Below are 21,634 nucleotides of genomic sequence, written 5' to 3' on the forward strand. Positions count from 1 at the left end.
TTTTTCGCCCAGCTGGATCAGCCCGCGCGCCGGGCCAGGATTTCGAACGCCGGCAGCGTCTTGCCCTCCAGCACTTCCAGAAAAGCGCCGCCGCCGGTGGAGATGTAGCCCACGTCCTTTTCGATGCCGTACTTGGCAATGGCGGCCAGCGTGTCGCCACCGCCCGCGATGCTGAAGGCGCTGCTCTCGGCGATGGCCTGGGCAATGACCTTGGTGCCGTTCTCGAACGCCGCGAACTCGAACACGCCCACCGGGCCGTTCCAGACGATCGTCCCGGCCTTCTTGAGCTGTTCGGCCAGCTTCGCGGCGGTCTTGGGGCCGATGTCCAGGATCAGGTCGTCGTCGGCCACCTCGGTGGCGGCTTTGACCGTGGCCACGGCGTCGGCGCTGAAGGCCTTGGCGCAGACCACGTCCTCGGGGATCGGTACCTCGGCGCCGCGCGCTTTCATCGCCGCGATCACCGCCGTGGCTTCGCCCAGCAGATCGGGTTCGGCCAGGCTCTTGCCGATCTTCAGGCCCGCGGCGAGCATGAAGGTGTTGGCGATGCCACCGCCGACGATCAGACCATCGACGTTCTTGGCCAGCGCCTGCAGGATGGTCAGCTTGGTGCTGACCTTGCTGCCGGCGACGATGGCGATCAGCGGGCGTTTCGGGTTGGCCAGCGCCTTGGAAATCGCGTCCATCTCGGCCGCCAGCAGCGGGCCGGCGCAGGCGATCGGCGCGGTCTCGGCGATGCCGTAGGTCGTGCCTTCGGCGCGGTGCGCGGTGCCGAAGGCGTCGTGCACGAAGATGTCGCAGAGCTTGCCGAGCTTGGCCGCGAGTTCGGGCTTGTTCTTTTTCTCGCCCACATTCAGGCGGCAGTTCTCCAGCATCACCACCTCACCGGGCGCGACGGAAAAATCGCCTTCCACCCAGTTGGCGACCACGCGGATGCTGCGGCCCATGAGCTGGCCCATGCGGGCGGCCACCGGGGCGAGCGAGTCTTCGGGCTTGAACTCGCCTTCGACCGGCCGCCCCAGGTGGCTGGTCACCATCACGGCTGCGCCGGCGTCCAGCGCCATCTGGATGGCGGGGATGCTGGCTCGGATGCGGGTGTCTTCGGTGATCTCGCCCGCGTCGTTCTGCGGCACGTTCAGGTCGGCGCGGATGAAGACGCGTTGGCCACGGGCTTTGCCCTGGGCACAGAGGTCGGAGAAGCGGATGAATGACATGGCGGGTCCGGTTGGGCGGTGGAAGGCAAACCCGGCTGGCGCGAGCCGCCGGGATCGAACCCCCTGATTGTAGGAAACCGCCCGACAGGCGCCGTCAGGCCGGGACCATCACGAAGTCGGCCTTGCCCACGCCGCACTCCGGACAACGCCACCCGGCCGGCACATCGGCCCAGCGGGTACCGGGCGCAATGCCTTCTTCAGGCCAGCCCGCCGCTTCGTCGTACACCAGTCCGCAGACCACGCAGAGATAACAGTTCATGTCGTTTTCCTTTTCATTCATCGGCCAGGGCCAGGCGCTGCGGGTCCGCAACGCGGTCAGCGCGGACCGGTGCCGGTCTCGCTCCTGGAGCCCTTGTTGCTGCGGTCTTTGTCGTCCTGGTCCTTCGCCTTGGAGCGCTTCACCTGCCCGGTGATGCTGTCCACATCGAGTTCCACGCGCTGGCCTTCGCGGTTCGTGGCATAGACCTCGAACCCGTTGCGCTGGGCTTCGACCTTCTGGATGTTGCGATAGCCGGCAGCTTCCAGTTTGTCCAGGACTTGGGCGATCGTCAGCGGTTTGCCTTTTGGCGCTGCGTCCACGGCCGCGGCAGGCGGCTGCGAGGTTTGTGCCACGGCGGGCAGAAGCGTTGCAACACCGGTCGCGAGAACCGAAGCCACCACCAGAGAAGAAAGGATTTGAGACGTGCGCATGATGAAGACCTTTTTGAAGAAACACGGTTGAAATCGACCGTGTGGGCATTGTTGAAAAGTGGTGCTGAATTCGACCTGAACAGGCCGTTCAGCTGGCGTTCATGGAAGCGACAGACGCCACCCCGAAACCGGTCCTGACCTTGGCGGCGAGGTCGTCAATCGTCGTCGCGGTCGCGGTCTTCACCGTCGCCCGTGGCCATACCGCTGAGCGATTGGGTTGATACCAGCCCGTTGGGCGACTGCTGCCACTCCCAGGCGCCGTAGGCCAGCACCGCGATCAACAGCAGCGCGGCCAGCCAGACGCGGTTGTTTTGCACCAGATCCGGCCCGGGACCATCGACCCGGCCGTTCCACATGGGCGCCGCCTGGTTCTTGCGGCGCAGCAGGCTCAGCCCCGCGATCAGCGCCAGGTGGGCGAGCACCACGAACAGGAAGGCTTCGCCAAAGAACTCGTGCACCTCCTCCAGCCAGTCGCCGCCCAGCACGTCGCCCCAGTCGTTGTAGGTGCCGTATCCGCTGAGCGTGAGCGGTACCACCATGACCAGAAGGGCGAACACGGCCAGCGCCATGAGCAGGTTCTGCGCCTGCCGCCAGTTGATGGCCGACAGCGATGGAGCGCTGCGCACCGAGCGCAGCCAGGCCGGCAGACCGGTGAGCTTGCGCCACAGCAGGCCCAGTCCGGCCTGACGCGGGCCGAACAGGCCGTACAGCACGCGAAAAACCAGCAGCCCGGCCATGGTGTAGCCCAGCGTGACGTGCAGCAGGCGGAAGTGTTCGCCGTCCGCGGTGAGGTAGGCGCCCAGAAAGCTCAGGGCGAACAGCCCGTGGAACATGCGCGTGGGCGCATCGGTGACGAGGCGGCGGGGGGCGGACGCGCTGGACGCGGCCGGTGCAGCGGCGTTGCCGGGGGCGCTGTCGAGGGTGGGTGAGGCTTGCATGGTGGCGGCTCCTGAAGGGGTTGGGTGTCAGTCGTTCCAGGCGCGGCGCTGGCGCGCGTCAAGCCCGGCCGGGGCCTGCAGGGTGCGTTCGCTGTAGTCACCCTGGTCGGCGCCGGTGTGGCAGGCGGCGCAGTTGGCGGCGCTCTTGACGCTGGCCAGCTTCCAGACCGATGGCGCCACCTCGTCGTGCTCGCGCACGAACCAGGCCGAACGGGTGATGCGGTCTTCGGGCGGCGCCTCGGCCACCCGCTTGTAGGTGCCGGCGTTGGCCAGCAGCCAGCCGCTGATCTGCTGCACGGTGGCGGCGTCCAGCGACGCGTCGGTGCCGTAGTGCTTGTCCAGCCCGGTCATGATGCGTTGCCAGGAGCGAGCGGGCAGCATGCCCGGCGGATAGCCGGTGTGGCAGGCCGCGCATTCCTGGGTGTAGGCAGCGGGTACGTTGCGCAGCAGCACACGGCCACTGTCGGCCTGGGCGGCAGAGGCCAGGGACAGCCCGGCGGCCACGGCCAGCAGGCAGCGGAGGAAGGTGGAAGAAAGTGTCATGGGTTGCTCCAGGTGATTCAGATGAAAAGGACGGCGCTCACTTCAGGCTGTTCAGGTAGGCCAGCACATCGGCCTTCTCAACGGCGCTGCATTCGCGGCTGAGCACGTCGTTGCAATTGCGCTTGAACCACTTGTCGACCTTCGCTGTGTCGGTGAAGGCCTTGGCGTTGAAGGCGGGCGCCAGCGGCGGGATCACCTTGCCGGTGTTGGCGTGCTTGCCGCCTTTCGTGGGGGGCGTGCCGTGGCACGAGGCACACGACCATTCGCCGCCGTGTTTGGCATTGAAGAAGCTTTGGCCGCGTGCGGCGTTGCCGGGGCTGCCGGCCTGGGCGCTCCAATGCGCTTGCTGGGCGGCGGGTGTGGTGTCGGCGGCCTGGGCGATGCCAAGACCGCTGCCCATCAGGGTGGCGGCCAGCAGCAGCGAGGAGAGGGTGGGTTTCATGGCGGTCGGGCTCCGTGAACGGGGTGGTTGGACAGGGTTTCGGAAGGCGATGGAGTCAGTGTGGCCAGCGGCGCTTGAACGCCACCTGAAGCGCGCGTTCATCGGGCGTTCAGAATCGGGACACCACAATCCCGTCCATGCCCCCAGAGAGCCGTCCCTTCACGTTCCGCACCGCTGCATTTGCCCTGGTGCTGGCCGCGGCCATGGCCGCGACGGGTGCCCAGGGCAGCAGCGACCACGACCGTGCCCGCGACGCGGTGCAGGCCGGCCAGGTGCTGCCGCTCAAGACCGTGCTGGAGCGCCTGGAACGCGAACACCCCGGCCAGGTGCTGGAGGTGGAGCTGGAGCGGGACGACGGGCGCTGGATCTACGAGGTCAAGCTGCTGCAGCCGGGTGGCCAGCGGGTCAAGCTCAAGCTGGACGCGCGCACCGCCGAACTGATCCAGCGCAAAGACCGCCACCCCAAGCGCTGAGAGACTGACCCCATGCGGATCCTCCTGGTTGAAGACGAACCCACGCTGCGCGCGCAGTTGCGCACGGCGCTGGCCGCTGCGGGCTATGCGGTGGACGATGCCGACAACGGCCGGGACGCGCATTTTCTGGGCGACACCGAGGCGTTTGACGCCGTGGTGCTCGACTTGGGCCTGCCGGTGCTGGACGGCCTGAGCGTGCTCAAGCGCTGGCGCCAGAGTGGCCGCACCCTGCCGGTGTTGATACTGACGGCTCGCGACAACTGGAGCGAGAAGGTGGCTGGCATTGACGCAGGCGCCGACGACTACCTGACAAAACCCTTCCACATGGAAGAGCTGCTGGCGCGGCTGCGCGCGCTGATCCGCCGCGCCAACGGGCAGGCCTCACCGGTGCTGCAGTGCGGCGCGCTGGCGCTGGACACGCGCAGCGGGCGCGTCACGCTGAACGGCCAGCCAGTGGCGCTCACCAGCCACGAACACAAGGTGCTGGACTACCTGATGCACCGGCCTGGCGCCGTGGTCTCGCGCACCGAACTCACCGAACACATCTACGCGCAGGACTTCGACCGCGATTCCAACACGATTGAGGTGTTTGTGGGGCGCCTGCGCAAGAAGCTGCCACCCGAGCTGATTGAAACCGTGCGCGGCATGGGCTACCGGCTCGCGCCACCAAGCGGTGTACCCAGCTAAGCTTGGTGCATGAACCTGTTTGACCGCTGGGCGCTGTCGTGGCGCCATTCGTTGCGTTGGCGTTTGCTGGTGGCCACCCTGGCGGGTTTGGCGCTGGCGCTGCTGCTGGCGGGCATGGTGCTGAGCGGCCTGTTTCGGGCCCATGTGCTGAGCCAGTTTCAGACCACGCTGACGCAGCAACTGGATCAGCTGACCGCGCAGCTGGACATCGACGCGTCCGGCCAGCCCGCCATTGATGCGCGTGCGCTGTCCGATCCCCGTTGGCAAAAACCGTATTCCGGCCTGTATTGGCAGCTCGACCGGGTCAGCGCCGACGGACAGGCGCGCAGCGGCGTGCTGCGTTCGCGCTCGCTGTGGGACAGCAGCCTGACGCTCAGCACCGATGCGCTGGCCGATGGCGCCGTGCATGCGCACGAAGCCACAGGCCCACAGGGCGCGCCGGTGCTGATGCTGGAACGCACCGTGCGCCTGGGGGAACCCAGCGCAGCGCGCTGGCGCCTGATCGTGGCCGCCGACACGCAAGACAGCCTGCGGGCGGTGGCCGATTTCAAAGGCGTGCTCACGGCCTCGCTGCTGGTGCTGGGCACGCTGCTGGTGCTGGCAGCGCTGGCGCAGGTGGCAGTGGGGTTGTCGCCCTTGCGTGCGCTGCAAGACGCGCTGGGCCGGGTGCGTGAGGGCCAGGACGCGCGACTCAGCGGCGCGTTCCCCGCCGAGGTGCAGCCGCTCATTGACGACTTCAACGGCGTGCTCGACCGCAACGCCGAGGTGGTGGCCCGCGCCCGCACGCAGGCGGGCAACCTGGCCCATGCCATCAAGACGCCGCTGGCGGTGCTGGGGCAGGCGGCGGCGCAGTCGCTGCAAGTGCACCCCGAGCAGCCGCTGGCGCAGCTGGTGCAAGAGCAGGTGGACACCGCCCGCCGCCAGGTGGACTGGCACCTGGCCCGCTCGCGCGCTGCGGCCAGCCACCGGCTGCCGGGCCAGCGCACGCCGGTGGCCCCGGTGGCACAGGGCCTGGTGCGGGTGATGCAACGGGTGTATGCGGCGCGTGCCCTGGACATGGACAGCACCGAGCTGCCCGAGGCGCTGGCCTTTGCGGGCGAAGCGCAAGACCTGCAGGAGATGCTGGGCAATCTGCTGGACAACGCCTGCAAATGGGCGCGCAGCGCGGTGCGCGTGAGCGCCAGCGGCGCATCGGACAGGCTGCACGTGTCCGTGGAAGACGACGGCCCCGGCATTGGCGAGCAGGCCCGCACCGCCGCGCTGCAGCGGGGCCAGCGGCTGGACGAAAGCGTGCCCGGTTCCGGCCTGGGCCTGGCCATCGTGGACGAGCTGGCCCAGTTGTATGGCGGGCAGCTGAGCCTGGGCAAGTCGGCGCTGGGCGGGCTGCGGGCCGAGCTCAGCTTGCCCGCAACGGCGGTGTGAAGCCCTCGGCCTGGTGCGGCGCAGCGCAAGGCGCAAACACATCCAGGGCGGGTTGGTAAGCCTGGGTGGCCACATCCATCAAACCCAGCACGGAATGAAACAGGTGGTCGTGTGACAAGGCCTGGTCGGCCCGCGCGCGCAGACAACCCGAACGCACCCCCGTGCGCTGCTGCAACCCGGGCGACATCCACGTCACCATGGGCACATGGGTTTGCTGCTGCGGCGCAAAAGCGTAGGGCACACCGTGCAGGTACAGGCCGTTTTCGCCCAGCGACTCGCCGTGGTCCGACAGGTAGATCAGCCCGGTGTCGTTGGTGCCAGCGGTCGCGCGTTGCTGCAGCCAGTTCAGGGTCTGGTCCAGAAAATGGTCGGTGTAGGCGATCGTGTTGTCGTAGGCGTTGGTCAACTGGTCGGGCGCGCAGTCCGAGAGTGTGTTGCTGGCGCATTCGGGCTGAAACGGCTTGCGGCTGGCCGGTGTGCGCTTGAAATACGCGGGGCCGTGGCTGCCCATTTGGTGCATCACCAGCACCACGCCGCGCGCGCGGCGCTGCGGGTCGAGCGCGGCGATGCGTTCGTCCAGTCCGTCGAGCATCGCGACGTCGTAGCACTCCCCGCCCTCGCACAGACCGGGCAGGTTCAGCTCGCGCGTGCTGGCACTGGGCACGCGGGCGCACACACCTTTGCAACCCGACTGGTTGTCGAGCCACAGCACCGCCAGGCCGGCGCGTTGCAGCACATCCAGCAGGTTCTCGTGCACGCCGGTTTTGTCACCGCCTTGTGCGCGCGTGAGTGGCGAAAACATGCAGGGCACCGACACCTGCGTGTTCGTGCCGCACGAGCGCACCTGGCTGAAATTCACCAGATCGCCCTGGGCTTGCCAGCGCGCCAGCGCGGGCGTGGTGGCGCGGGCATCACCGCTGAGACCCCAGTTTTGCGCGCGCGCGGTTTCGCCTACCACCAGCACCAGCAGCGGCGGCAGAGCCTGCTGCTCATAGCTCGCTCCAAGCTGCGCGTCTTCGCCCACCGGCTGCAGGGCTTGCACTTGCCGCGGCAACTGGTCAGCGACCAGACGTGTGGCGGCGTACACGCTGTTGAGCGGGTTGACCATGTAGCGCAGGTCTTTGTGGTTGCGCATGAGCGAGGCCAGGCTCTGGTAGGTCAGCAACGCCACCAAAACGGCCACCAGCAGGCCCAGCGCCGCACCGCCTGCGTTGCGCCCGGTTTGCGCCAGCCAGTGGCGCGTGCGCAAAGGTCGGTGCCAAACCCACCACAACGGCACACCGGCCACCAGCAGCACCGTCAACAGCAGCGCGGGAGACAGCAGGTCGCTCACTTCACGCGCATCGGTTTGCAACACATTGGCCAGCATGGTGGGGTCGATCACGGCGCCGTATTGCAGCATGAAGTGGGTGTTGAAAGCCGCCACCAACACCAGCAGCGAAGCCACTGGTCGGTACACGCGAGACCAGACCATCAACGAGAGCAGGGCCACCGTGGCGCCCCACACCAGCAGCCCCAGACCACCCACCAACACCCAGGCCGACCACGCCGACCCACCGAGCGAGACCACCCGCTGCCACAGCGGCACATTGCCCGCCACCGCCAGCCAAAGTGCCAACGGCCACACGGCGCGCCAGGGTGTTTGGCCCGTGGCCGCGGGTACGCCAAACACGCCGCCAGCGCCGGGCAGCCGGGATAAAAAAGCTGAAAAAAACCACCACACGCCAGCACCTCGCAGGCCAGAACAGCCTGGCCCGGCCAGCTTAAAAAACCCAGGTTAAACCGGCCTTAAGGTCCGTTTTTTGATCGCACCCAAACCGTGTTTGGGGTGGAGGCCTTCAGCGCGGCCAGCGCAAGGTGAAGCGCGTGGTCATGGGCCGATCGCCCCCATCGCGCAGCAACTCGGCACCCAGTTGCTCGGCGATGCGCTCAACCAGTCGCAACCCCAGGCCCAGGCCGGCGGTGTCGGCCGGTGCCACGGGTTCTGCAGGTGGGTGCTGCGTTGCGAGGGTGTCCCGCTGTCCATCGTCGCTCACCGAGAGGCCCACGGCCTGCGTGGTCTGCCAGACCTCCACACACACCTGGGTGCCGGCGGGCGTGTGGCGCAAGGCGTTTTCCAGCAGGTTGCGCAAGGCCAGTTCCAGCAGCATGGGTTGGGCACGCACCTGCACCGGTGCCTCGGGTTGCACCAGCGAGAGTTCGTGTCCGGTCTCGTGGCCCATTTGCGCGTGCCGCGAAATCAGCTCGGCCGCCAGGGCGCCGAGTTCGATCGGTGCCGCCGCTTCGCCCACAAGCCCGGCCAAGCCGGTGCGCTGGGCGCGGGCCAGGTCCAGCAGCTGGGTCAGGATGCGCCCTGCGCGCAGCGCCTCTTGCTCTAGGTGGGCCAGCTGCTCGGGCGAAGGATTCCCCTGCGCAGCCCGCGCCTGCAGCGCGATGGACGCGAGCGGCGTGCGCAGCTCATGGGCCACGTCAGACGCAAACGCGCGCTCGCGTTGCGCCCGGGTCTGCAGCGTGTCCACCAGCGTGTTGATGGCCTGTACGGTGCTGGAAAACTCGCGAAACCGGTGCTGGTCCCCCAGCCGCTGGCCCGCAAACGCATCGAGTTCTGCCACCTCTTTGGACAAGCGGTCCAGCGGGCGCAAACCGCGCCGAATGGTCCACCACAAACCCAGCGCCACCAGCGGCAACACCAGCAGGGCGGGGCGCGCCACGTGTTCGGCCACATCACCGCCCAGGTCCACCCGCTGGCCCATGTTCATCAGCACGGCCACGCGCCGGCGGGGCGCGCCGGCTGCCAGGGTCGCGGCCTCGGCTTCCACCACCACCATGCGCCAGGGGCCGCTGCCCATCACGCCCTCGTAATGCTGCACGGACGCACCTGGCGCGGGCGCAGCGCTCAGGCCCAGCCCTGCGGCCAGGCGGTGCGTGTCGGTCACCACCCGGTCGCCTTGCCATTCGATCACCGCCACGTCCTGCACGTAGCTGCGCAAACCCTGACGCGCCAGCGGCTCGCTCAGCGCGCCCACCTCGGTGGGCGACACGGCCAGCCACAGACGGGCCACGCCCACCATGTGGCCGTCGCTCAGCTCCTCGGTTTCGTGGTGCCCGGTGTACCAGGCCACCACCATCAGGGTCAGCCAGACCAGCGTGAGCGCACTCAGCGTCCAGCTCCAGAGGTGGCGCCACAGCAGCTTCTGGCGTGGGCGGGCGGTGGTGGCGGACCTCATGGCGGGGGCGCCGGCGCATCGGCTTCGCGCGGAATGAAGTAGCCCACGCCCCGCACCGTCTTGATCAGCGATTCGCCGAGCTTGCGGCGCAGGTGGTGCACATGCACCTCAATCGCGTTGCTCTCCAGTTCCTCGCCAAAGCCATACATCGCCGACTCCAGCCGCGATTTGGACAGCACCTGCGGGCGCGCCTGCAGCAGCGTAAGCAAGAGCGCAAACTCTTTGACGCCCAGCGCCACCGGTGCACCGCCGCGCTGCACCGTGTGGGCAGCGGGGTCGAGCACCAGGTCGCCGTGTTCGATCACCGGCTTGCTGCGCCCACTGGCACGGCGCAGCATGGCACGCAGGCGCGCCAGCAGCTCGTTGGCATCAAACGGTTTGACGATGTAGTCGTCGGCACCGCCGTCCAGTCCGCTGATGCGGTCGCTGACGCCGTCGCGCGCGGTCATGATCAGCACCGGCATGTCGGCATGCGGCAAGTGCTCGCGCCCAGCGGGCCGCTCGGCCTGGCGGCGCAGCCGCACCAGCAGGTCCAGCCCGTCGCCATCGGGCAGGCCCAGGTCCAGCAGCATCACGTCAAACGGTTCCACCGACAACGCCGCCCAGGCCGCCTGCAACGTGCCACACACGTCCACCGCGTAACCCGCGTGGCGCAGCGAGGCCGCCAGCCCGCTGGCAATACCGGGATCGTCTTCCACCACCAAAGCGCGCATGTCGGGAACAGGCCCAGGGCCCGCAGAGCAAAGAAGCGTCATTATCCGGCGCCGTCTTAAGCGTGCCTTAACCCGGCCGCCGCACTCTGCCGGCCATGCCGCCAACAACCGCCATGCAACCACAGTCCCTCGCCTACCCGGCGCCACCCATCGCCATGGGCCTGATGCTGGTGGTGGCGCTCACCGTGCTGTGGGACATGGGCTCTGGCGACCTGACCGTGATGCGGTGGATCGGAACACCGCAGGGTTTTCCGCTGCGCAGCGACTGGCTGCTTCAAGCCGTTCTGCACGACACGCTGAGACAAGCCTGCACCGTGCTATGGGGGCTGTTGGGCGCATGGGCGCTGTGGCCCACCGCATGGACACCCCGCCGCTCGCCGGCCTTTGCCCTGCCGCGCAGCGAACGCCTGTGGGTGCTGGCCCTGGTGAGCGCTTCTCTGCTGGCGGTGAGCCTTATCAAGCTGCGCAGCCAGACCAGTTGCCCCTGGGATCTGGACATGTTTGGTGGCCAGGCCCGCCATGTGTCGCACTGGCATTGGGCGCAGGCCGACGGTGGGCCCGGGCGCTGTTTTCCGGGTGGCCATGCGTCCAGCGGCATGGGGTTTTTGGCGCTATGCCTGCCGTGGCTGCTGCCCCCACCGGGCGCGGTGCAAACCCTGCGCGGCGCCCACTACCCCAGCCACACGATGTGGACACTGGTGATCTGCGGAGCCGTGTCGCTGCTGGGCTGGCTCGTGGCACGCCAGCACATCGCTGGAGCAGGCGGGCAAAACCGTTCAGCCGTTCGTGTTTAAGGGCTGCTTAATGTGGCCCCCCAACACTCGGGCTTTTTCCATGGGGCCGCCAGCGCTCCGTGACGCTGCCAATACCCACATGCCTTTACCCACTGCCCACACCAGAACGCGCACCAGAGCGCGCACCGCCCGCTTTCAAGCCGACAGCCTCACCCTGCTCAAGCCGCTGTTGCTGCCCATGGCGGCCATGCTGGCGGTGCTGTGGCTGTCTCGGCTGGGGCTGGCGCTGTGGCAGTCCCAGCGCATCGACGACACCGCCGCCTGGTCCCATGTGGTGCTGCAAGGCCTGCGGTTTGACGGCGTGCTGCTGGGGCTGATGTGGGTGCTGCCCGCGACACTCACACCCTGGATGGCGCTGGGCCAGGCCAGTTGGCGCCCCTGGCGGGCGGTCTTGCGTGTGTATGGACTCGTCGGCCTGGTGTTCGTGGCCTTCATGGAACTGTCCACCCCGGCCTTCATCGCGCAATACGACAGCCGCCCCAACTACCTGTTTGTGGAGTACCTGGGTTACGCCAAAGAAGTGGGCGGTACGCTGCTCAAAGACCATTGGCCCCACCTGCTGGCCACCGCCGTGCTGCTGCCCACGCTGACCGCGCTGTACTGGCGCCTGACCCACACCGGGCCAACCACCCAGTCGGTCCGCCTGCGCCATGCGCTGCCCTGGTCGCTGTTGCTGCTGGCACTGCTGGCGCTGAGCGCGCGCGGTGCGGTGGGTCACCGTCCGGCCAACCCCTCTTCAGCGGCGGTCACGGCCGACCACCTGGTGAACGAACTGCCGCTGAGCTCGGCCTACACGCTGCTGTTTGCGGTGCACCTGTCGCGCAAGTCTGAGGACGGCGGCATCACCTACGCCCGGCTGCCGCGCGAGCGGGTGATCGAGCTGGTGCGCCAGGAAACCGGTCAACCCGCCAGCGCATTCACCCAGGCGGACGTGCCCCTGCGCCACCACCAGATCAGCCCACACCCACGCCAGCGCCCCCTCAACCTGGTGATCGTGCTCGAAGAAAGTCTGGGTGCTGAATTTGTGGGGCGCCTGGGCGGCTTGCCGATCACGCCCAACCTGGACCGCCTGGCGGATGAGGGCCTGTGGTTCGAGCAGCTCTACGCCACCGGCACCCGCTCGGTGCGGGGCATTGAAGCGGTGGTGGCGGGCTACCCACCCACCTCAGCGGTCAGCACGGTGAAGCTGGCCAAGTCGCAACGCGACTTCTTCACGCTGGCCAGCTTCCTGAAAAACAAGGGCTACGAATCGACCTTCTTTTACGGCGGCGAGTCCCACTTCGACAACATGCGCGGCTTCTTCATGGGCAACGGGTTTGACCGCGTCATCGAGCAAAAAGACTTTGGCCCTGAAGCTTTCGTGGGCACCTGGGGCGCATCAGACGGCGACGTGATGGACATGGCCCACCGCCACTTCAGCGCACAGCCCGCAGACAAGCCGTTTTTCGGCCTCATCTTCACCTCGTCCAACCACGCGCCATTCGAATTTCCGGACGGCCAAATCACGCTCTACGACCAGCCCAAGTCCACCGTGAACAACGCGGTGAAATACGCCGACCACGCACTGGGCCGGTTCATCGAACAGGCCAAGGCCGCGCCCTACTGGAACAACACGGTGTTCCTGATCGTGGCCGACCACAACTCACGTGTCTACGGCCCGTCGCTGCTACCGGTAGAGCGCTTTCATATTCCCGGTTTGATCCTGGGTGGCACCATCAAAGCAGCCCGCCACATCGAGCCGGTGGCCAGCCAGATCGACCTGGCGCCCACCCTCATTTCCCTGATGGGATTGAGCGGTGAACACCCGCTGATCGGCCGCGATCTGAGCCTGCCTGCTGCGCCCAACGCACCCGGCCGGGCCATCATGCAGTTCGACAAAATCCAGGCCTACATGGAAGGCCCGCAGGTGGTGCTGCTGCAACCCGACCAGGCACCCCGCCTGATGCGCTACGCCAATGGGCGGCTGCAGCCCGATGCGGGCAGCAACCCGGCACTGCTGGAAAAAGCGGTGGCTCATGCGCTGTACGCCCAGATGGCCTACCGGGAACAACTGCACCGCTGAACCCTACCAGCCCAGCCCAATCTTCAGCGGCAAATACACCACCATGCCCGCCACGATGGTGCCCAGCACGCCGCGCTGCCAGGCAAACCAGCACAGCCCGGCCACCACCGCAAACAAGCGGGCGTCTTGCCAGGTCTGGATCAGCTCGCCCTGGGTCATCACGATCTCAGGCACCACCACCGCAGACAGCGCCGCGATGGGTGCGTACTGCAGGCCGCGTTGAGCCCAGCCGGGCAGCGTCCAGGGTTTGCTGGACATGAAGAAATACCCGCGGGTGACCACGGTGATGACGCCGAGCGCCAGGATGGTGAGCAGGGTCCAGGGATCGACATCAAACATGGCTGGCTCCCCCCGGTGGGTGGCTCCGGGGCATTTTTTCCAGCACCAGACAGATGGCCACGGCGCTGGCAATGGCCACCAGAATGTTGAGCTTGAGCGGCAAGGCAAAAGCGACCACCGCCGCCGCGCCCGCCACGCCCGCCGACACCATGCGCAGCTTGGAACTGGCCAGCGAGCTCAGCACACCCAACAGAGCCAGAATGCCCGCAAAGCCCAGGCCCCACTCGGTGGGAATGGCGTTGGCCAGCGCAATGCCCACCAGGCTGGCCATCATCCAGGCGATGTAGTTCACCGCGCAATTGCCCATGAGGTAAGCCTGTTGGCGGGCCAGCTCGTCCGGCGTGTGGCCCGGCTTGGGGAAGCGGCGGGCAAAAAACACGTAGCTCAGGTCACCGGTGACGTAGCCCGACACCATGCGCTGCCAGCGCGGCAGGTGCATCATGTAAGGCCGCAGGTGGGCTGAAAACACCACAAAACGCAGGTTGACGCAAAACGCAGCGGCCAGAATCACCCACAGCGGCGCGCCTGCCGCGATCATGGGCACGGCAGCCAGCTGCGCGCTGCCGGCGTAGACGATCAGCGTCATCAACACCGCCTCCAGCACCGACAAACCCGACTTGACCATGGCGACGCCGGTCATCAGGCCCCAGGCGGCAATGCCCATGGCCACGGTGGCCTGGTCGCGCACGCCTTCCCAAAATTCCGCTTGTCGGCGGTGTTCAGCCAGAAAGAACATCAGGCAGCAGCTTTCTGCGCCGGCGCGCTGTCCAGCACCTGACCCGGCGCGATCACAAAGCCACGCAGAAAGTCGGCGACGGGCAAGCGCTTGCCGCCGGCGCGCTGCAGCTCGGTGAGCACCAGCACGCCATCACCCGTCTGCACCCGAATGCCGTCGGCCGCCACAGCAAGCACCACCCCGGGCAAAGCCCCGGGTTGGGCGGCATCAGAGGGTTCGGCATCGGCCATCCACACCTTGACCGCTTCGCCCGCCAGCGCCGTGGCAGCGCCTGGAAAGGGGTTGAACGCACGCACCCTCCGGGCGATCACAGCGGCGGGCAACCGCCAGTCGATGGCGGCCTCGGCCTTGTCGATTTTGTGGGCGTAGGTCACGCCTTCAGGAGGCTGCTTCACCGGCTTGAGGCCTCCGCAGGCCGCCAGCTCCAGGGCCTCCACCATCAGCCGCCCGCCCAAGGTGGCCAGGCGGTCATGCAGCTGCCCGGTGGTGTCGGTGGTGGCGATCGGCAGGCGCTCCACCAGCAGCATGTCGCCGGTATCCAGCCCGGCGTCCATCTGCATGATGGTGACGCCGCTTTGCACGTCACCGGCCTCGATGGCGCGGTGAATGGGCGCAGCACCCCGCCAGCGCGGCAACAGCGACGCATGGATGTTGAAGCACCCCAGACGCGGCGCGTCGAGCACCCACTGCGGCAAGATCAGCCCGTAGGCCGCCACCACCATGGCATCGGCCTGGGCTGCGGCAATCGTGTCTCGTGCAGCGGCAGCTTCGTCGGGGTATTTGCCGTCCAGCCGCAGGCTGTGCGGCTGCGCTACCGGTATCTGGTGGTCCAGCGCAAACTGCTTCACCGGCGAGGCCTGCAGCTTCATGCCGCGGCCTGCTGGCCGGTCCGGCTGGGTCAGCACCAGGGCGACGTCAAAACCGGCGGCGTGCAAGCGCTCCAGTGCCACGCGGGCAAATTCGGGCGTGCCCGCAAAGATGATTTTCATGGGTCTTATTTGAACAAAATTCCCCGCGCCTCACGCGCGGGATAAGGCCGGTCTACCGCTCAGCCTCTCAGTGGTCCAGGTCCGCGGAATCGTCGGGCAGGGGTTCATCGGTGAACATCAGCCGCCGCACCACGCCCGCCGGGTCCAGGTGCACGTGCGCCTGGCGCGACCAACCGTTTTCCAGGAACCGATAGGTCCAGATGTCGCCATCGAAAAGGGCCACCCGCTCCACCAGGGCCGGTGGCCCGAACTGTTGCTGTACCTCGCGTCGCGTCCAGGTGTCGATGCCGATGCGGTGAAACCAGGCCAGGTCCATCACCTGGTCCACCTGGCGCAAGCGGCCGTCGGCATCCAGCGTCAGGTTGTACACCTGCTGCCCGGCCGGCTGGCGCGAATACTGGAGCTGCGTGCCGTCAGCCAGCGCAACCACCGCCGTGGGCTGGCCGAGGCGGGTTTCAATGTCGCTTCGCGGCGTGCCTTGCGCCAAGCGCTCCGGCATGCCTGTGCACCCGGCCAGCGCCAGCAACCCGGCCCACACCCAAGCGCGAGGACCCCACCGCAAGCCGGGTTTCACGAACGCATCGCCTCGCGCTGGGCTTTCGCCAGTTTGGACTTGATGCGCCCTTGCTTGAGCGAAGACAGGTATTCCACAAACACCTTGCCCATCAGGTGGTCCATTTCGTGCTGAATGCACACCGCCAGCATGCCCTCGGCCTCAATCACCCGGGCTTTGCCCTCTGCGTCCATCGCGCGCACGCGAACCGCCAGCGAACGCTCAACGCCGTCGTAAATCCCCGGCACCGACAAGCAGCCCTCTTCGCCCTTGCGCTTTTCCGGGCTGGCCCATTCAATTTCAGGGTTGATCAACACCATGGGCTGGTTGCGCTCTTCGCTGACGTCGATCACCACCAGGCGCTCATGCACATTCACCTGCGTGGCCGCCAGGCCAATGCCGCTGGCGTCGTACATGGTGGAAAACATGCGGTCAATCAGGCCGCGGATACGGTCGTCCACCGCGGCCACCGGGCGGGCCACGGTGTGCAGGCGGGGGTCCGGGTAACACAAAATTTCGAGCAGGGTGGACGTGTTCATGGTCAAAGTAGCCACAGAAGAATCAAATAAGTGGGGGCAGCCCGACGGTCCTAAAGAGGCGCCGCAGTGACAAGCTTGCCCGTTTGTCGCTATTTTCGCCACTTTTGTCCACGGCTGTGGTTGCGCCTCCCCGTATACATTGCCTAATCAATGGCTTGGGCGCAAAATCAAATGCAAATTGTCAAGAAAAAGCTGCGCTGCAATCCCGCCTCTGACCGCTGCGGTCTGGGGTTCCCGAAACCAGCCATGCCTGCCCCAGGGGCCCCTACATGCCATTGAAGACCTGCAAGTCCACCGCTTCTTTCCCGCTGCGTCCGCTGGCTTGCGCCGGCGCATTGCTTGCTGTGCTAGCAGCCGGCAACGCCAGCGCACAAAACTTCCCCATCACCGCTGAACAGCGCGCCACGGCGGGCCAAGTGGCGCAGGCCGGCGTTGCGTTGTCAGAACTGGCGCCCAACGCACCCGACAGCTACACCGTGAAACGCGGCGACACGCTGTGGGCCATTTCCGGCCTGTTCCTGAAAAGCCCGTGGCGCTGGCCCGAGCTGTGGGGCATGAACCTGCAAGACATTCGCAACCCGCACCTGATCTTTCCCGGCCAGGTGCTTTACCTGGACAAATCCAACGGCCGCGCCCGCCTGAGCACCCGCCCACCGGGCGCCAGCGGCGGCGACCCAGACACCGTGCGCGTGTCACCGCGTACCCGCTTTGAGAGCCTCGGCGACGCCGGCATCCCGCCCATTTCCCTGCAAGCCATTGAAGCGTTTCTGACCGAACCGATGATCGTGGACGAAGCCACCTTTGCGCGCGCGCCGCGCATTGTGGCCACGCAGGAAACCCGCGTTCTGCTCAGCCGCGGTGACCGTGCCTACGCTCGTGGTCAGTACAGCTCTGGCGCAGCCGGTGAGGCGCTCACCGACAGCCCGGGCAAGTCCCGCGATTTCCGCGTGTTCCGCAATGCCGTGCCACTGAAAGATCCCACCACCGGTGAGATCCTGGGCTTCGAAGCGCAGTACGTCGGCAAGGCGCTGCTGGAACGCGGCGAAAGCACCCGCGAAGTCACCGACGCCAAGGGCAAAGTACAAACCGAACTGGTGCCCGCCACCATCGACATCGTGGTGGCCAAAGAAGAAATGCGTGTGGGAGACCGGTTGCTGCCGGAGCCGCCCCGCGAACTGCCGAATTACGTGCCCAGTGCGCCCACCAGCGCCCAGGCGGGGCAAATCGTTTCGGTGTACGGCAACGCCGTGACCTTTGCAGCTCAAAATCAGGTCGTGGCCATCAACCGGGGTACAGCCCACGGCCTGGAGCGCGGCCACGTGCTGGCGCTGCAGCGCGAAAGCCATCTTGTGACCGACAAGACCGACGACGCACGTCCTCAGATGCGTCTGCCCGGCGAGCGCAACGGCTTGATGATGGTGTTCCGCACTTTTGACAAAGTGTCTTACGCACTGGTGCTTCAAATCACCGACGGTGTCAAAGTCGGCGACCGTTTCACCAACCCCTGATCGCAGCCGCTGTATTTGCCCATGGCCAGCGACGAACTTGCCAGCTGGCTCCGGTTGCTGCTCACGCCCGGCGTGGGCAACGAGTCCGCCCGCAAATTGCTGGCCACTTTTGGCCTGCCTGAAGACGTTTTCAGGCAAAGCCCGCCCGCACTGAGGGCGGTCGTGGGTCCCAAACCGGCGCTGGCCCTGCTGAGCCCCCCGGACGACCTGGACGCATCGGTGGACCGCCTGGTGTCCTGGCTGGCCGCGGCGCCTGACCGACACGTGCTCACCTTGGGCGACGCCCGCTTTCCCCCCGAGCTGCTGCAAATGGCCGACCCACCATTGATGCTCTATGTGATGGGGCAGCTGGAGGCGCTGCATCACCCGCGCAGGCTGGCCATCGTGGGCAGCCGCAACCCCACCCCGCAAGGTGAAGCCAATGCCCGGCAATTCGCCCGTGCGCTTGGCGAGGCCGGCGTGTGCGTGGTGTCGGGGCTGGCACTGGGCATTGACGGCGCAGCCCACGAAGGCTCGCTTGACGCAGATGCTCCCACCATCGCGGTGGTGGGCACCGGCCTGGACCGCGTGTACCCCAAACGCCATCTATCACTGGCCCACCGCATCGTGGTGCGCGGCGCCATCGTGAGCGAATACGCCCTGGGCACACCGCCACTGCCCGCCAATTTTCCTCAACGCAACCGCATCATCGCCGGGCTGTCGCAGGGCACGCTGGTGGTGGAAGCTGCGGTGCAGTCGGGTTCATTGATCACCGCGCGGCTGGCGGCCGAACAGGGCCGTGACGTGTTCGCCATTCCAGGCTCCATCCATGCGCCGCAGTCCCGGGGCTGCCACGCCCTGATACGTCAGGGCGCCAAGTTGGTGGAGTCGGCTCAAGACATTCTGGAAGACCTGCGTATCACGGTTGCACCGGCGGGCGCGAGCGCAGACCGGGGTTCAGCAGACGCAGCCACAGACCAACCCACAGAGCCCGACCCCCTGCTCGACGCCATGGGCTTCGACCCCGTGAGCCTCGATGCCCTGCAAGCACGCACGGGCCTGGACACCGCCACCCTGCAGGCGCGTTTGCTGGAGCTGGAACTCGATGGCCGGGTGAGCCGCATGCCCGGTGGCCTGCTGCAACGACTCGGCCAAGGCTGATCAAGATCGGGCCACAACTGGGGCATCCCGGACGAAGGGCCCCACCAGGGATGCGGTGTAACCGGCTCACCGTGCCACTTGCAGGTCCCCTTCAAGGGGTCGCGCGCAGCGTGGCGGGGGTCAGCCCAAAAGTCGTTCGGGGTTGGCGTCGAGTTTGGCCAGCGCGTCGCGCGTGGCGCGCACGGTCAGCGCTTCCTCTTCGCTCGGCACCAGCAAGCCGGCCTGCAAGTAGGACGCCACGCGGTTGGCCTGGATCAGGAAGCACCGCCCCGTGTTGGACACAAACATGAGAGCTGGCCGCGGTCGCTGCGCCAGGCAAACTGCACGCTGTTGAGCTTTCCGTTGTGGTCCAGACCAAACCACGAACCAATCTGTAGCTCCACAGCCCAGGCGCGCATGGCCTCGTTGGGCTGGCTGCCGCCTTGGTTGATCACCTCGATGTTGCTGGCGTCCACGCCCGTGATCATCTCGATGCTGTCGTTGTCCAGGTCCAGATCGCCCACACCGCTCTCCGGCAGGTAGTCTTCCAGATGGGCCAGGCGCTCTGACAAATTGTCCAGGCTCTCTTGCGATATCGCTTCGGTGCGCGACATGAAGGCATCGGCCAGCGTGTCGCTGACCGACTTGATGTGCTGGTCTTGCATGCCTGGCGGGTAGCCCAGCAAACCCATGCCCTGGCGCAAGCGCTGCAGCAAGCCCGGCAACTGCTGGATCACCCGCGCACGGTCGTTGCGGTTGGGCTTGGCGCTGGCCGCCCACAGCAAATCCGACGCGACCTGCTTCAGCGAGCCGGTTTCCTCGTGCTTCAGCCCGTACTTGACGCTGGCCACCGCCAGCACATCGACCCAGACTTTGAACAGAAAATCCCGCACCTCGTCGCGCACAGGCATGTCGTTGAGCAACTTGCGCAGCTCGATGGTGTATTGAACCGACAGCGTTTCCTTTTGCTCAACCTGCTGCGCCACCGTCACAAACCGGCTGGCGCTGCCCTGTTCGCTGAGGTAGGTCGACAAAAATTTCTGGAATTCGTCAAACACCAGCTGAAACACGCGCCGGCCGGTCTCGGGGTATTGCTCGATCACCTGCACCACGCGCTTGATTTCAGCTTCCAGTGCGGCCGAACTCACGTTGGACTCGAAGCCCAGCACGCAGGAACCCATGCGGTCAATCAGGCGCCGCGCTGGGTGCTGCAAGGCACTGAAAAACTCGGGCTCGGCCAGCGCAACCCGCAACACCGGGATCTGCAGCCGGGCGAACCACACCCGAACGCTGGGCGGAATGCGCTCCTCGGCCAGAATGCTCTGAAACATCAGGGCCACCACCTCGATCGTGGCCTTCTCGGTCGGCGTGGAAGCGGCCTGTTTGAGTTCAGCCGTGCGCTCGCGCAACGCGGAGGCGGCCCGGTCGACGTGCGAGGCGTCGACATACACCACCCCGGCACCCGACCCACCAGACAGAGAAAATCCGGCATCGGTACGAACCACCGCCATCGATTGCTGCATGGCTTGCTGCAGCGCCGGCGAGGGCGGCAACAATTGCGTGGCTTCAAAGTCACCGCCGACCTTCTCCATCAGCATGCGCTTGAGACGACCGACCACACCCTGAGCGCGCATGCGCGCACGGGCCAGCGGCGTCGAGCTGGTCAAAAGCCGGGTTTCGTCGTTCACACCCATGACCGATGACGCCATGCCACCGTGGCCCTGCCCAAAGCCAGCTCGCGAACCACCGGCAGACCCACCTTCGGAGCCGCCCGAACCCGAACCCGAACCCGAACCCGAACCTGAACCTGAACCTGAACCTGAACCTGAACCTGAACCTGAACCTGAACCTGAACCTGAACTTGAACCTGAACCTGAACTTGAACCTGAACCTGAACTTGTCTGACCTGGTTTGAGATCGGCAGCCCGGCCCGTCTGGGTGCCTGGCGTGCGCTTGACCAAAGCCTGCAGGTCAATTTCCTTCATGACGCCGCTGGACACCAGAAACTCATTGGCGGCTTTGTAAGCCCCCAGCATTTTGTTGGCCAGCACGGGCGCCAAAGCATCCTGGATCAGTGGCCAGGCTTCACGGGGAATTTGTGCATCCAGCCATTGATCGACCAAGATGCGCGCCATCACGTCAGGCAGCAACACGTCACCCCGCGGCAGCTCTTGGCGCTTTTCCAGGTGCTGCACGCGCAAGCGCAATTCATTGAGTTCGGTGGACGCCGCGTCGAGCACCCGCATGGCCAGGCGAGACGCCATGATCTGGTCGTCGATAGCGCCCTCGGCCACCAGTTCGAGCCGGCCGGGCATGCTCAAGGTGCTGTTGCCGCTGGTGGAGAAACGGGGCAGCAGAGTGCGCTGCAATGCTTTGCGGCTCTGGTTGAGCCACGTGGTCTGGTTTTTCTGAAAGGCGGTCCAGGCATCTCGGCGTATCTGCATGTCACGCGCTGGCCCAGCCTGGTCCAGGATGGCTGTCAACCGCGTGTCGCACGCCTTGATCAACTCGGGAAGCGCACGGCCCACGTGAACCACGAAGAGTTCACGCGCCTGTTTGGCCAGAGAGGAAACGTGCTGATCGGGTGACGCCACAATGGACTCAGTATGACACGAAAGAACCTGATTTTAGGGATACCCGGGCCGGTAC

20 protein-coding genes and 2 pseudogenes are annotated in these 21,634 nt (G+C 66.5%); 7 read left to right on the forward strand and 15 right to left on the reverse strand.

Annotation, left to right across the window (positions count from 1 at the left end; genetic code table 11):
* Positions 1 to 17: 17 nt before the first annotated feature.
* From AC0GNR_RS07915 to AC0GNR_RS07940, 6 genes and pseudogenes are all read right to left on the reverse strand, one after another.
* Positions 18 to 1,211 (reverse strand): phosphoglycerate kinase, encoded by a 1,194-nt coding sequence (locus AC0GNR_RS07915; protein ID WP_472900418.1) that lies wholly within the window; start codon positions 1,209 to 1,211, stop codon positions 18 to 20.
* Between the two features lie 94 nt (positions 1,212 to 1,305).
* Positions 1,306 to 1,455 (reverse strand): annotated as a pseudogene (locus AC0GNR_RS07920) (rubredoxin); the annotation flags it as partial.
* Between the two features lie 71 nt (positions 1,456 to 1,526).
* Positions 1,527 to 1,901: a PepSY domain-containing protein gene (locus AC0GNR_RS07925; RefSeq protein ID WP_472900419.1), complete on the reverse strand. Its 375-nt coding sequence runs from the start codon at positions 1,899 to 1,901 to the stop codon at positions 1,527 to 1,529.
* 155 nt (positions 1,902 to 2,056) lie between these two features.
* Positions 2,057 to 2,839, reverse strand: coding sequence for a cytochrome b/b6 domain-containing protein (locus AC0GNR_RS07930; RefSeq protein ID WP_472900420.1), 783 nt, complete (start codon positions 2,837 to 2,839; stop codon positions 2,057 to 2,059).
* Positions 2,840 to 2,866: 27 nt separating this feature from the next.
* A complete protein-coding gene (locus AC0GNR_RS07935) occupies positions 2,867 to 3,382 on the reverse strand; it encodes a diheme cytochrome c (protein ID WP_472900421.1) in 516 nt (171 codons plus the stop codon).
* A gap of 37 nt (positions 3,383 to 3,419) precedes the next feature.
* Positions 3,420 to 3,824, reverse strand: a complete 405-nt coding sequence (locus tag AC0GNR_RS07940; RefSeq protein WP_472900422.1) for a DUF1924 domain-containing protein — start codon at positions 3,822 to 3,824, stop codon at positions 3,420 to 3,422.
* Between the two features lie 137 nt (positions 3,825 to 3,961).
* Between AC0GNR_RS07940 and AC0GNR_RS07945 the strand changes: the two genes are divergently transcribed.
* Genes AC0GNR_RS07945 through AC0GNR_RS07955 form a run of 3 tightly spaced genes read left to right on the forward strand, consistent with a single transcriptional unit; the run spans position 3,962 to position 6,406 of the window.
* A complete protein-coding gene (locus AC0GNR_RS07945; RefSeq protein ID WP_472900423.1) occupies positions 3,962 to 4,297 on the forward strand; it encodes a PepSY domain-containing protein in 336 nt (111 codons plus the stop codon).
* Between the two features lie 12 nt (positions 4,298 to 4,309).
* Positions 4,310 to 4,984 (forward strand): response regulator transcription factor, encoded by a 675-nt coding sequence (locus AC0GNR_RS07950; protein WP_472900424.1) that lies wholly within the window; start codon positions 4,310 to 4,312, stop codon positions 4,982 to 4,984.
* A 9-nt stretch (positions 4,985 to 4,993) separates the two neighbouring features.
* The gene (locus tag AC0GNR_RS07955) at positions 4,994 to 6,406 is read left to right on the forward strand and encodes an ATP-binding protein (protein ID WP_472900425.1); all 1,413 of its coding nucleotides are present in this window, start codon (positions 4,994 to 4,996) and stop codon (positions 6,404 to 6,406) included.
* Here the strand turns inward: AC0GNR_RS07955 and AC0GNR_RS07960 are convergent.
* The 3 genes from AC0GNR_RS07960 to AC0GNR_RS07970 all read right to left on the reverse strand — a co-directional run bounded on the left by AC0GNR_RS07960 (position 6,381) and on the right by AC0GNR_RS07970 (position 10,346).
* Positions 6,381 to 8,078: a phosphoethanolamine transferase gene (locus AC0GNR_RS07960; protein WP_472900426.1), complete on the reverse strand. Its 1,698-nt coding sequence runs from the start codon at positions 8,076 to 8,078 to the stop codon at positions 6,381 to 6,383. The genes AC0GNR_RS07955 and AC0GNR_RS07960 overlap by 26 nt on opposite strands.
* Before the next feature lie 166 nt (positions 8,079 to 8,244).
* Entirely contained in the window at positions 8,245 to 9,633 is a 1,389-nt protein-coding gene (locus AC0GNR_RS07965) for a sensor histidine kinase (RefSeq protein ID WP_472900427.1), read from the reverse strand.
* Positions 9,630 to 10,346, reverse strand: coding sequence for a response regulator (locus AC0GNR_RS07970; RefSeq protein ID WP_472900428.1), 717 nt, complete (start codon positions 10,344 to 10,346; stop codon positions 9,630 to 9,632). Before AC0GNR_RS07970 ends, AC0GNR_RS07965 begins: the two co-directional genes overlap by 4 nt.
* A gap of 113 nt (positions 10,347 to 10,459) precedes the next feature.
* Here AC0GNR_RS07970 and AC0GNR_RS07975 point away from each other — a divergent pair, with 113 nt between their 5' ends.
* Together AC0GNR_RS07975 and AC0GNR_RS07980 are read left to right on the forward strand one after the other, a co-directional pair.
* Entirely contained in the window at positions 10,460 to 11,140 is a 681-nt protein-coding gene (locus tag AC0GNR_RS07975; RefSeq protein WP_472900429.1) for a phosphatase PAP2 family protein, read from the forward strand.
* Positions 11,141 to 11,219: 79 nt separating this feature from the next.
* Positions 11,220 to 13,202: an LTA synthase family protein gene (locus AC0GNR_RS07980; RefSeq protein WP_472900430.1), complete on the forward strand. Its 1,983-nt coding sequence runs from the start codon at positions 11,220 to 11,222 to the stop codon at positions 13,200 to 13,202.
* Positions 13,203 to 13,205: 3 nt separating this feature from the next.
* Here AC0GNR_RS07980 and AC0GNR_RS07985 read toward each other — a convergent pair whose 3' ends face one another.
* From AC0GNR_RS07985 to def, 5 genes are all read right to left on the reverse strand, one after another.
* Positions 13,206 to 13,541, reverse strand: a complete 336-nt coding sequence (locus AC0GNR_RS07985; RefSeq protein ID WP_472900431.1) for an AzlD domain-containing protein — start codon at positions 13,539 to 13,541, stop codon at positions 13,206 to 13,208.
* Positions 13,534 to 14,277, reverse strand: coding sequence for an AzlC family ABC transporter permease (locus AC0GNR_RS07990; RefSeq protein WP_472900432.1), 744 nt, complete (start codon positions 14,275 to 14,277; stop codon positions 13,534 to 13,536). The genes AC0GNR_RS07985 and AC0GNR_RS07990 overlap by 8 nt, the downstream gene beginning before the upstream one ends.
* Entirely contained in the window at positions 14,277 to 15,266 is a 990-nt protein-coding gene (fmt, locus tag AC0GNR_RS07995) for a methionyl-tRNA formyltransferase (RefSeq protein ID WP_472900433.1), read from the reverse strand. The genes AC0GNR_RS07990 and fmt overlap by 1 nt, the downstream gene beginning before the upstream one ends.
* 67 nt (positions 15,267 to 15,333) lie before the next feature.
* A complete protein-coding gene (locus AC0GNR_RS08000) occupies positions 15,334 to 15,840 on the reverse strand; it encodes a hypothetical protein (protein ID WP_472900434.1) in 507 nt (168 codons plus the stop codon).
* Complete coding sequence (gene def, locus AC0GNR_RS08005) at positions 15,837 to 16,358, reverse strand: peptide deformylase (protein ID WP_472900435.1); 522 nt, start codon at positions 16,356 to 16,358, stop codon at positions 15,837 to 15,839. Before def ends, AC0GNR_RS08000 begins: the two co-directional genes overlap by 4 nt.
* A gap of 269 nt (positions 16,359 to 16,627) precedes the next feature.
* On the opposite strand from def, the gene AC0GNR_RS08010 reads away from it, so the two are divergent.
* The gene (locus AC0GNR_RS08010) at positions 16,628 to 17,866 is read left to right on the forward strand and encodes a LysM peptidoglycan-binding domain-containing protein (protein ID WP_472900436.1); all 1,239 of its coding nucleotides are present in this window, start codon (positions 16,628 to 16,630) and stop codon (positions 17,864 to 17,866) included.
* 21 nt (positions 17,867 to 17,887) lie between these two features.
* Positions 17,888 to 19,006 carry a DNA-processing protein DprA gene (dprA, locus tag AC0GNR_RS08015; protein ID WP_472900437.1) on the forward strand — a complete coding sequence of 373 codons (1,119 nt, stop codon included), beginning with the start codon at positions 17,888 to 17,890 and terminating at the stop codon, positions 19,004 to 19,006.
* 120 nt (positions 19,007 to 19,126) lie between these two features.
* On the opposite strand, the pseudogene AC0GNR_RS08020 reads toward dprA, so the two are convergent.
* Positions 19,127 to 21,579, reverse strand: a pseudogene (locus AC0GNR_RS08020) (DUF1631 family protein).
* Positions 21,580 to 21,634 lie beyond the last annotated feature (55 nt).

The organism is Hydrogenophaga sp. LT287, assembly GCF_055702805.1.

Coding starts and splice junctions, on each gene's coding strand:
- AC0GNR_RS07915 (WP_472900418.1), bottom strand. CDS start 1,211: ATGTCATTCATCCGCTTCTCCGACCTCTGTGCCCAGGGCAAAGCCCGT.
- AC0GNR_RS07925 (WP_472900419.1), bottom strand. CDS start 1,901: ATGCGCACGTCTCAAATCCTTTCTTCTCTGGTGGTGGCTTCGGTTCTC.
- AC0GNR_RS07930 (WP_472900420.1), bottom strand. CDS start 2,839: ATGCAAGCCTCACCCACCCTCGACAGCGCCCCCGGCAACGCCGCTGCA.
- AC0GNR_RS07935 (WP_472900421.1), bottom strand. CDS start 3,382: ATGACACTTTCTTCCACCTTCCTCCGCTGCCTGCTGGCCGTGGCCGCC.
- AC0GNR_RS07940 (WP_472900422.1), bottom strand. CDS start 3,824: ATGAAACCCACCCTCTCCTCGCTGCTGCTGGCCGCCACCCTGATGGGC.
- AC0GNR_RS07945 (WP_472900423.1), top strand. CDS start 3,962: ATGCCCCCAGAGAGCCGTCCCTTCACGTTCCGCACCGCTGCATTTGCC.
- AC0GNR_RS07950 (WP_472900424.1), top strand. CDS start 4,310: ATGCGGATCCTCCTGGTTGAAGACGAACCCACGCTGCGCGCGCAGTTG.
- AC0GNR_RS07955 (WP_472900425.1), top strand. CDS start 4,994: ATGAACCTGTTTGACCGCTGGGCGCTGTCGTGGCGCCATTCGTTGCGT.
- AC0GNR_RS07965 (WP_472900427.1), bottom strand. CDS start 9,633: ATGAGGTCCGCCACCACCGCCCGCCCACGCCAGAAGCTGCTGTGGCGC.
- AC0GNR_RS07970 (WP_472900428.1), bottom strand. CDS start 10,346: ATGCGCGCTTTGGTGGTGGAAGACGATCCCGGTATTGCCAGCGGGCTG.
- AC0GNR_RS07975 (WP_472900429.1), top strand. CDS start 10,460: ATGCAACCACAGTCCCTCGCCTACCCGGCGCCACCCATCGCCATGGGC.
- AC0GNR_RS07980 (WP_472900430.1), top strand. CDS start 11,220: ATGCCTTTACCCACTGCCCACACCAGAACGCGCACCAGAGCGCGCACC.
- AC0GNR_RS07985 (WP_472900431.1), bottom strand. CDS start 13,541: ATGTTTGATGTCGATCCCTGGACCCTGCTCACCATCCTGGCGCTCGGC.
- AC0GNR_RS07990 (WP_472900432.1), bottom strand. CDS start 14,277: ATGTTCTTTCTGGCTGAACACCGCCGACAAGCGGAATTTTGGGAAGGC.
- fmt (WP_472900433.1), bottom strand. CDS start 15,266: ATGAAAATCATCTTTGCGGGCACGCCCGAATTTGCCCGCGTGGCACTG.
- def (WP_472900435.1), bottom strand. CDS start 16,358: ATGAACACGTCCACCCTGCTCGAAATTTTGTGTTACCCGGACCCCCGC.
- AC0GNR_RS08010 (WP_472900436.1), top strand. CDS start 16,628: ATGCCATTGAAGACCTGCAAGTCCACCGCTTCTTTCCCGCTGCGTCCG.
- dprA (WP_472900437.1), top strand. CDS start 17,888: ATGGCCAGCGACGAACTTGCCAGCTGGCTCCGGTTGCTGCTCACGCCC.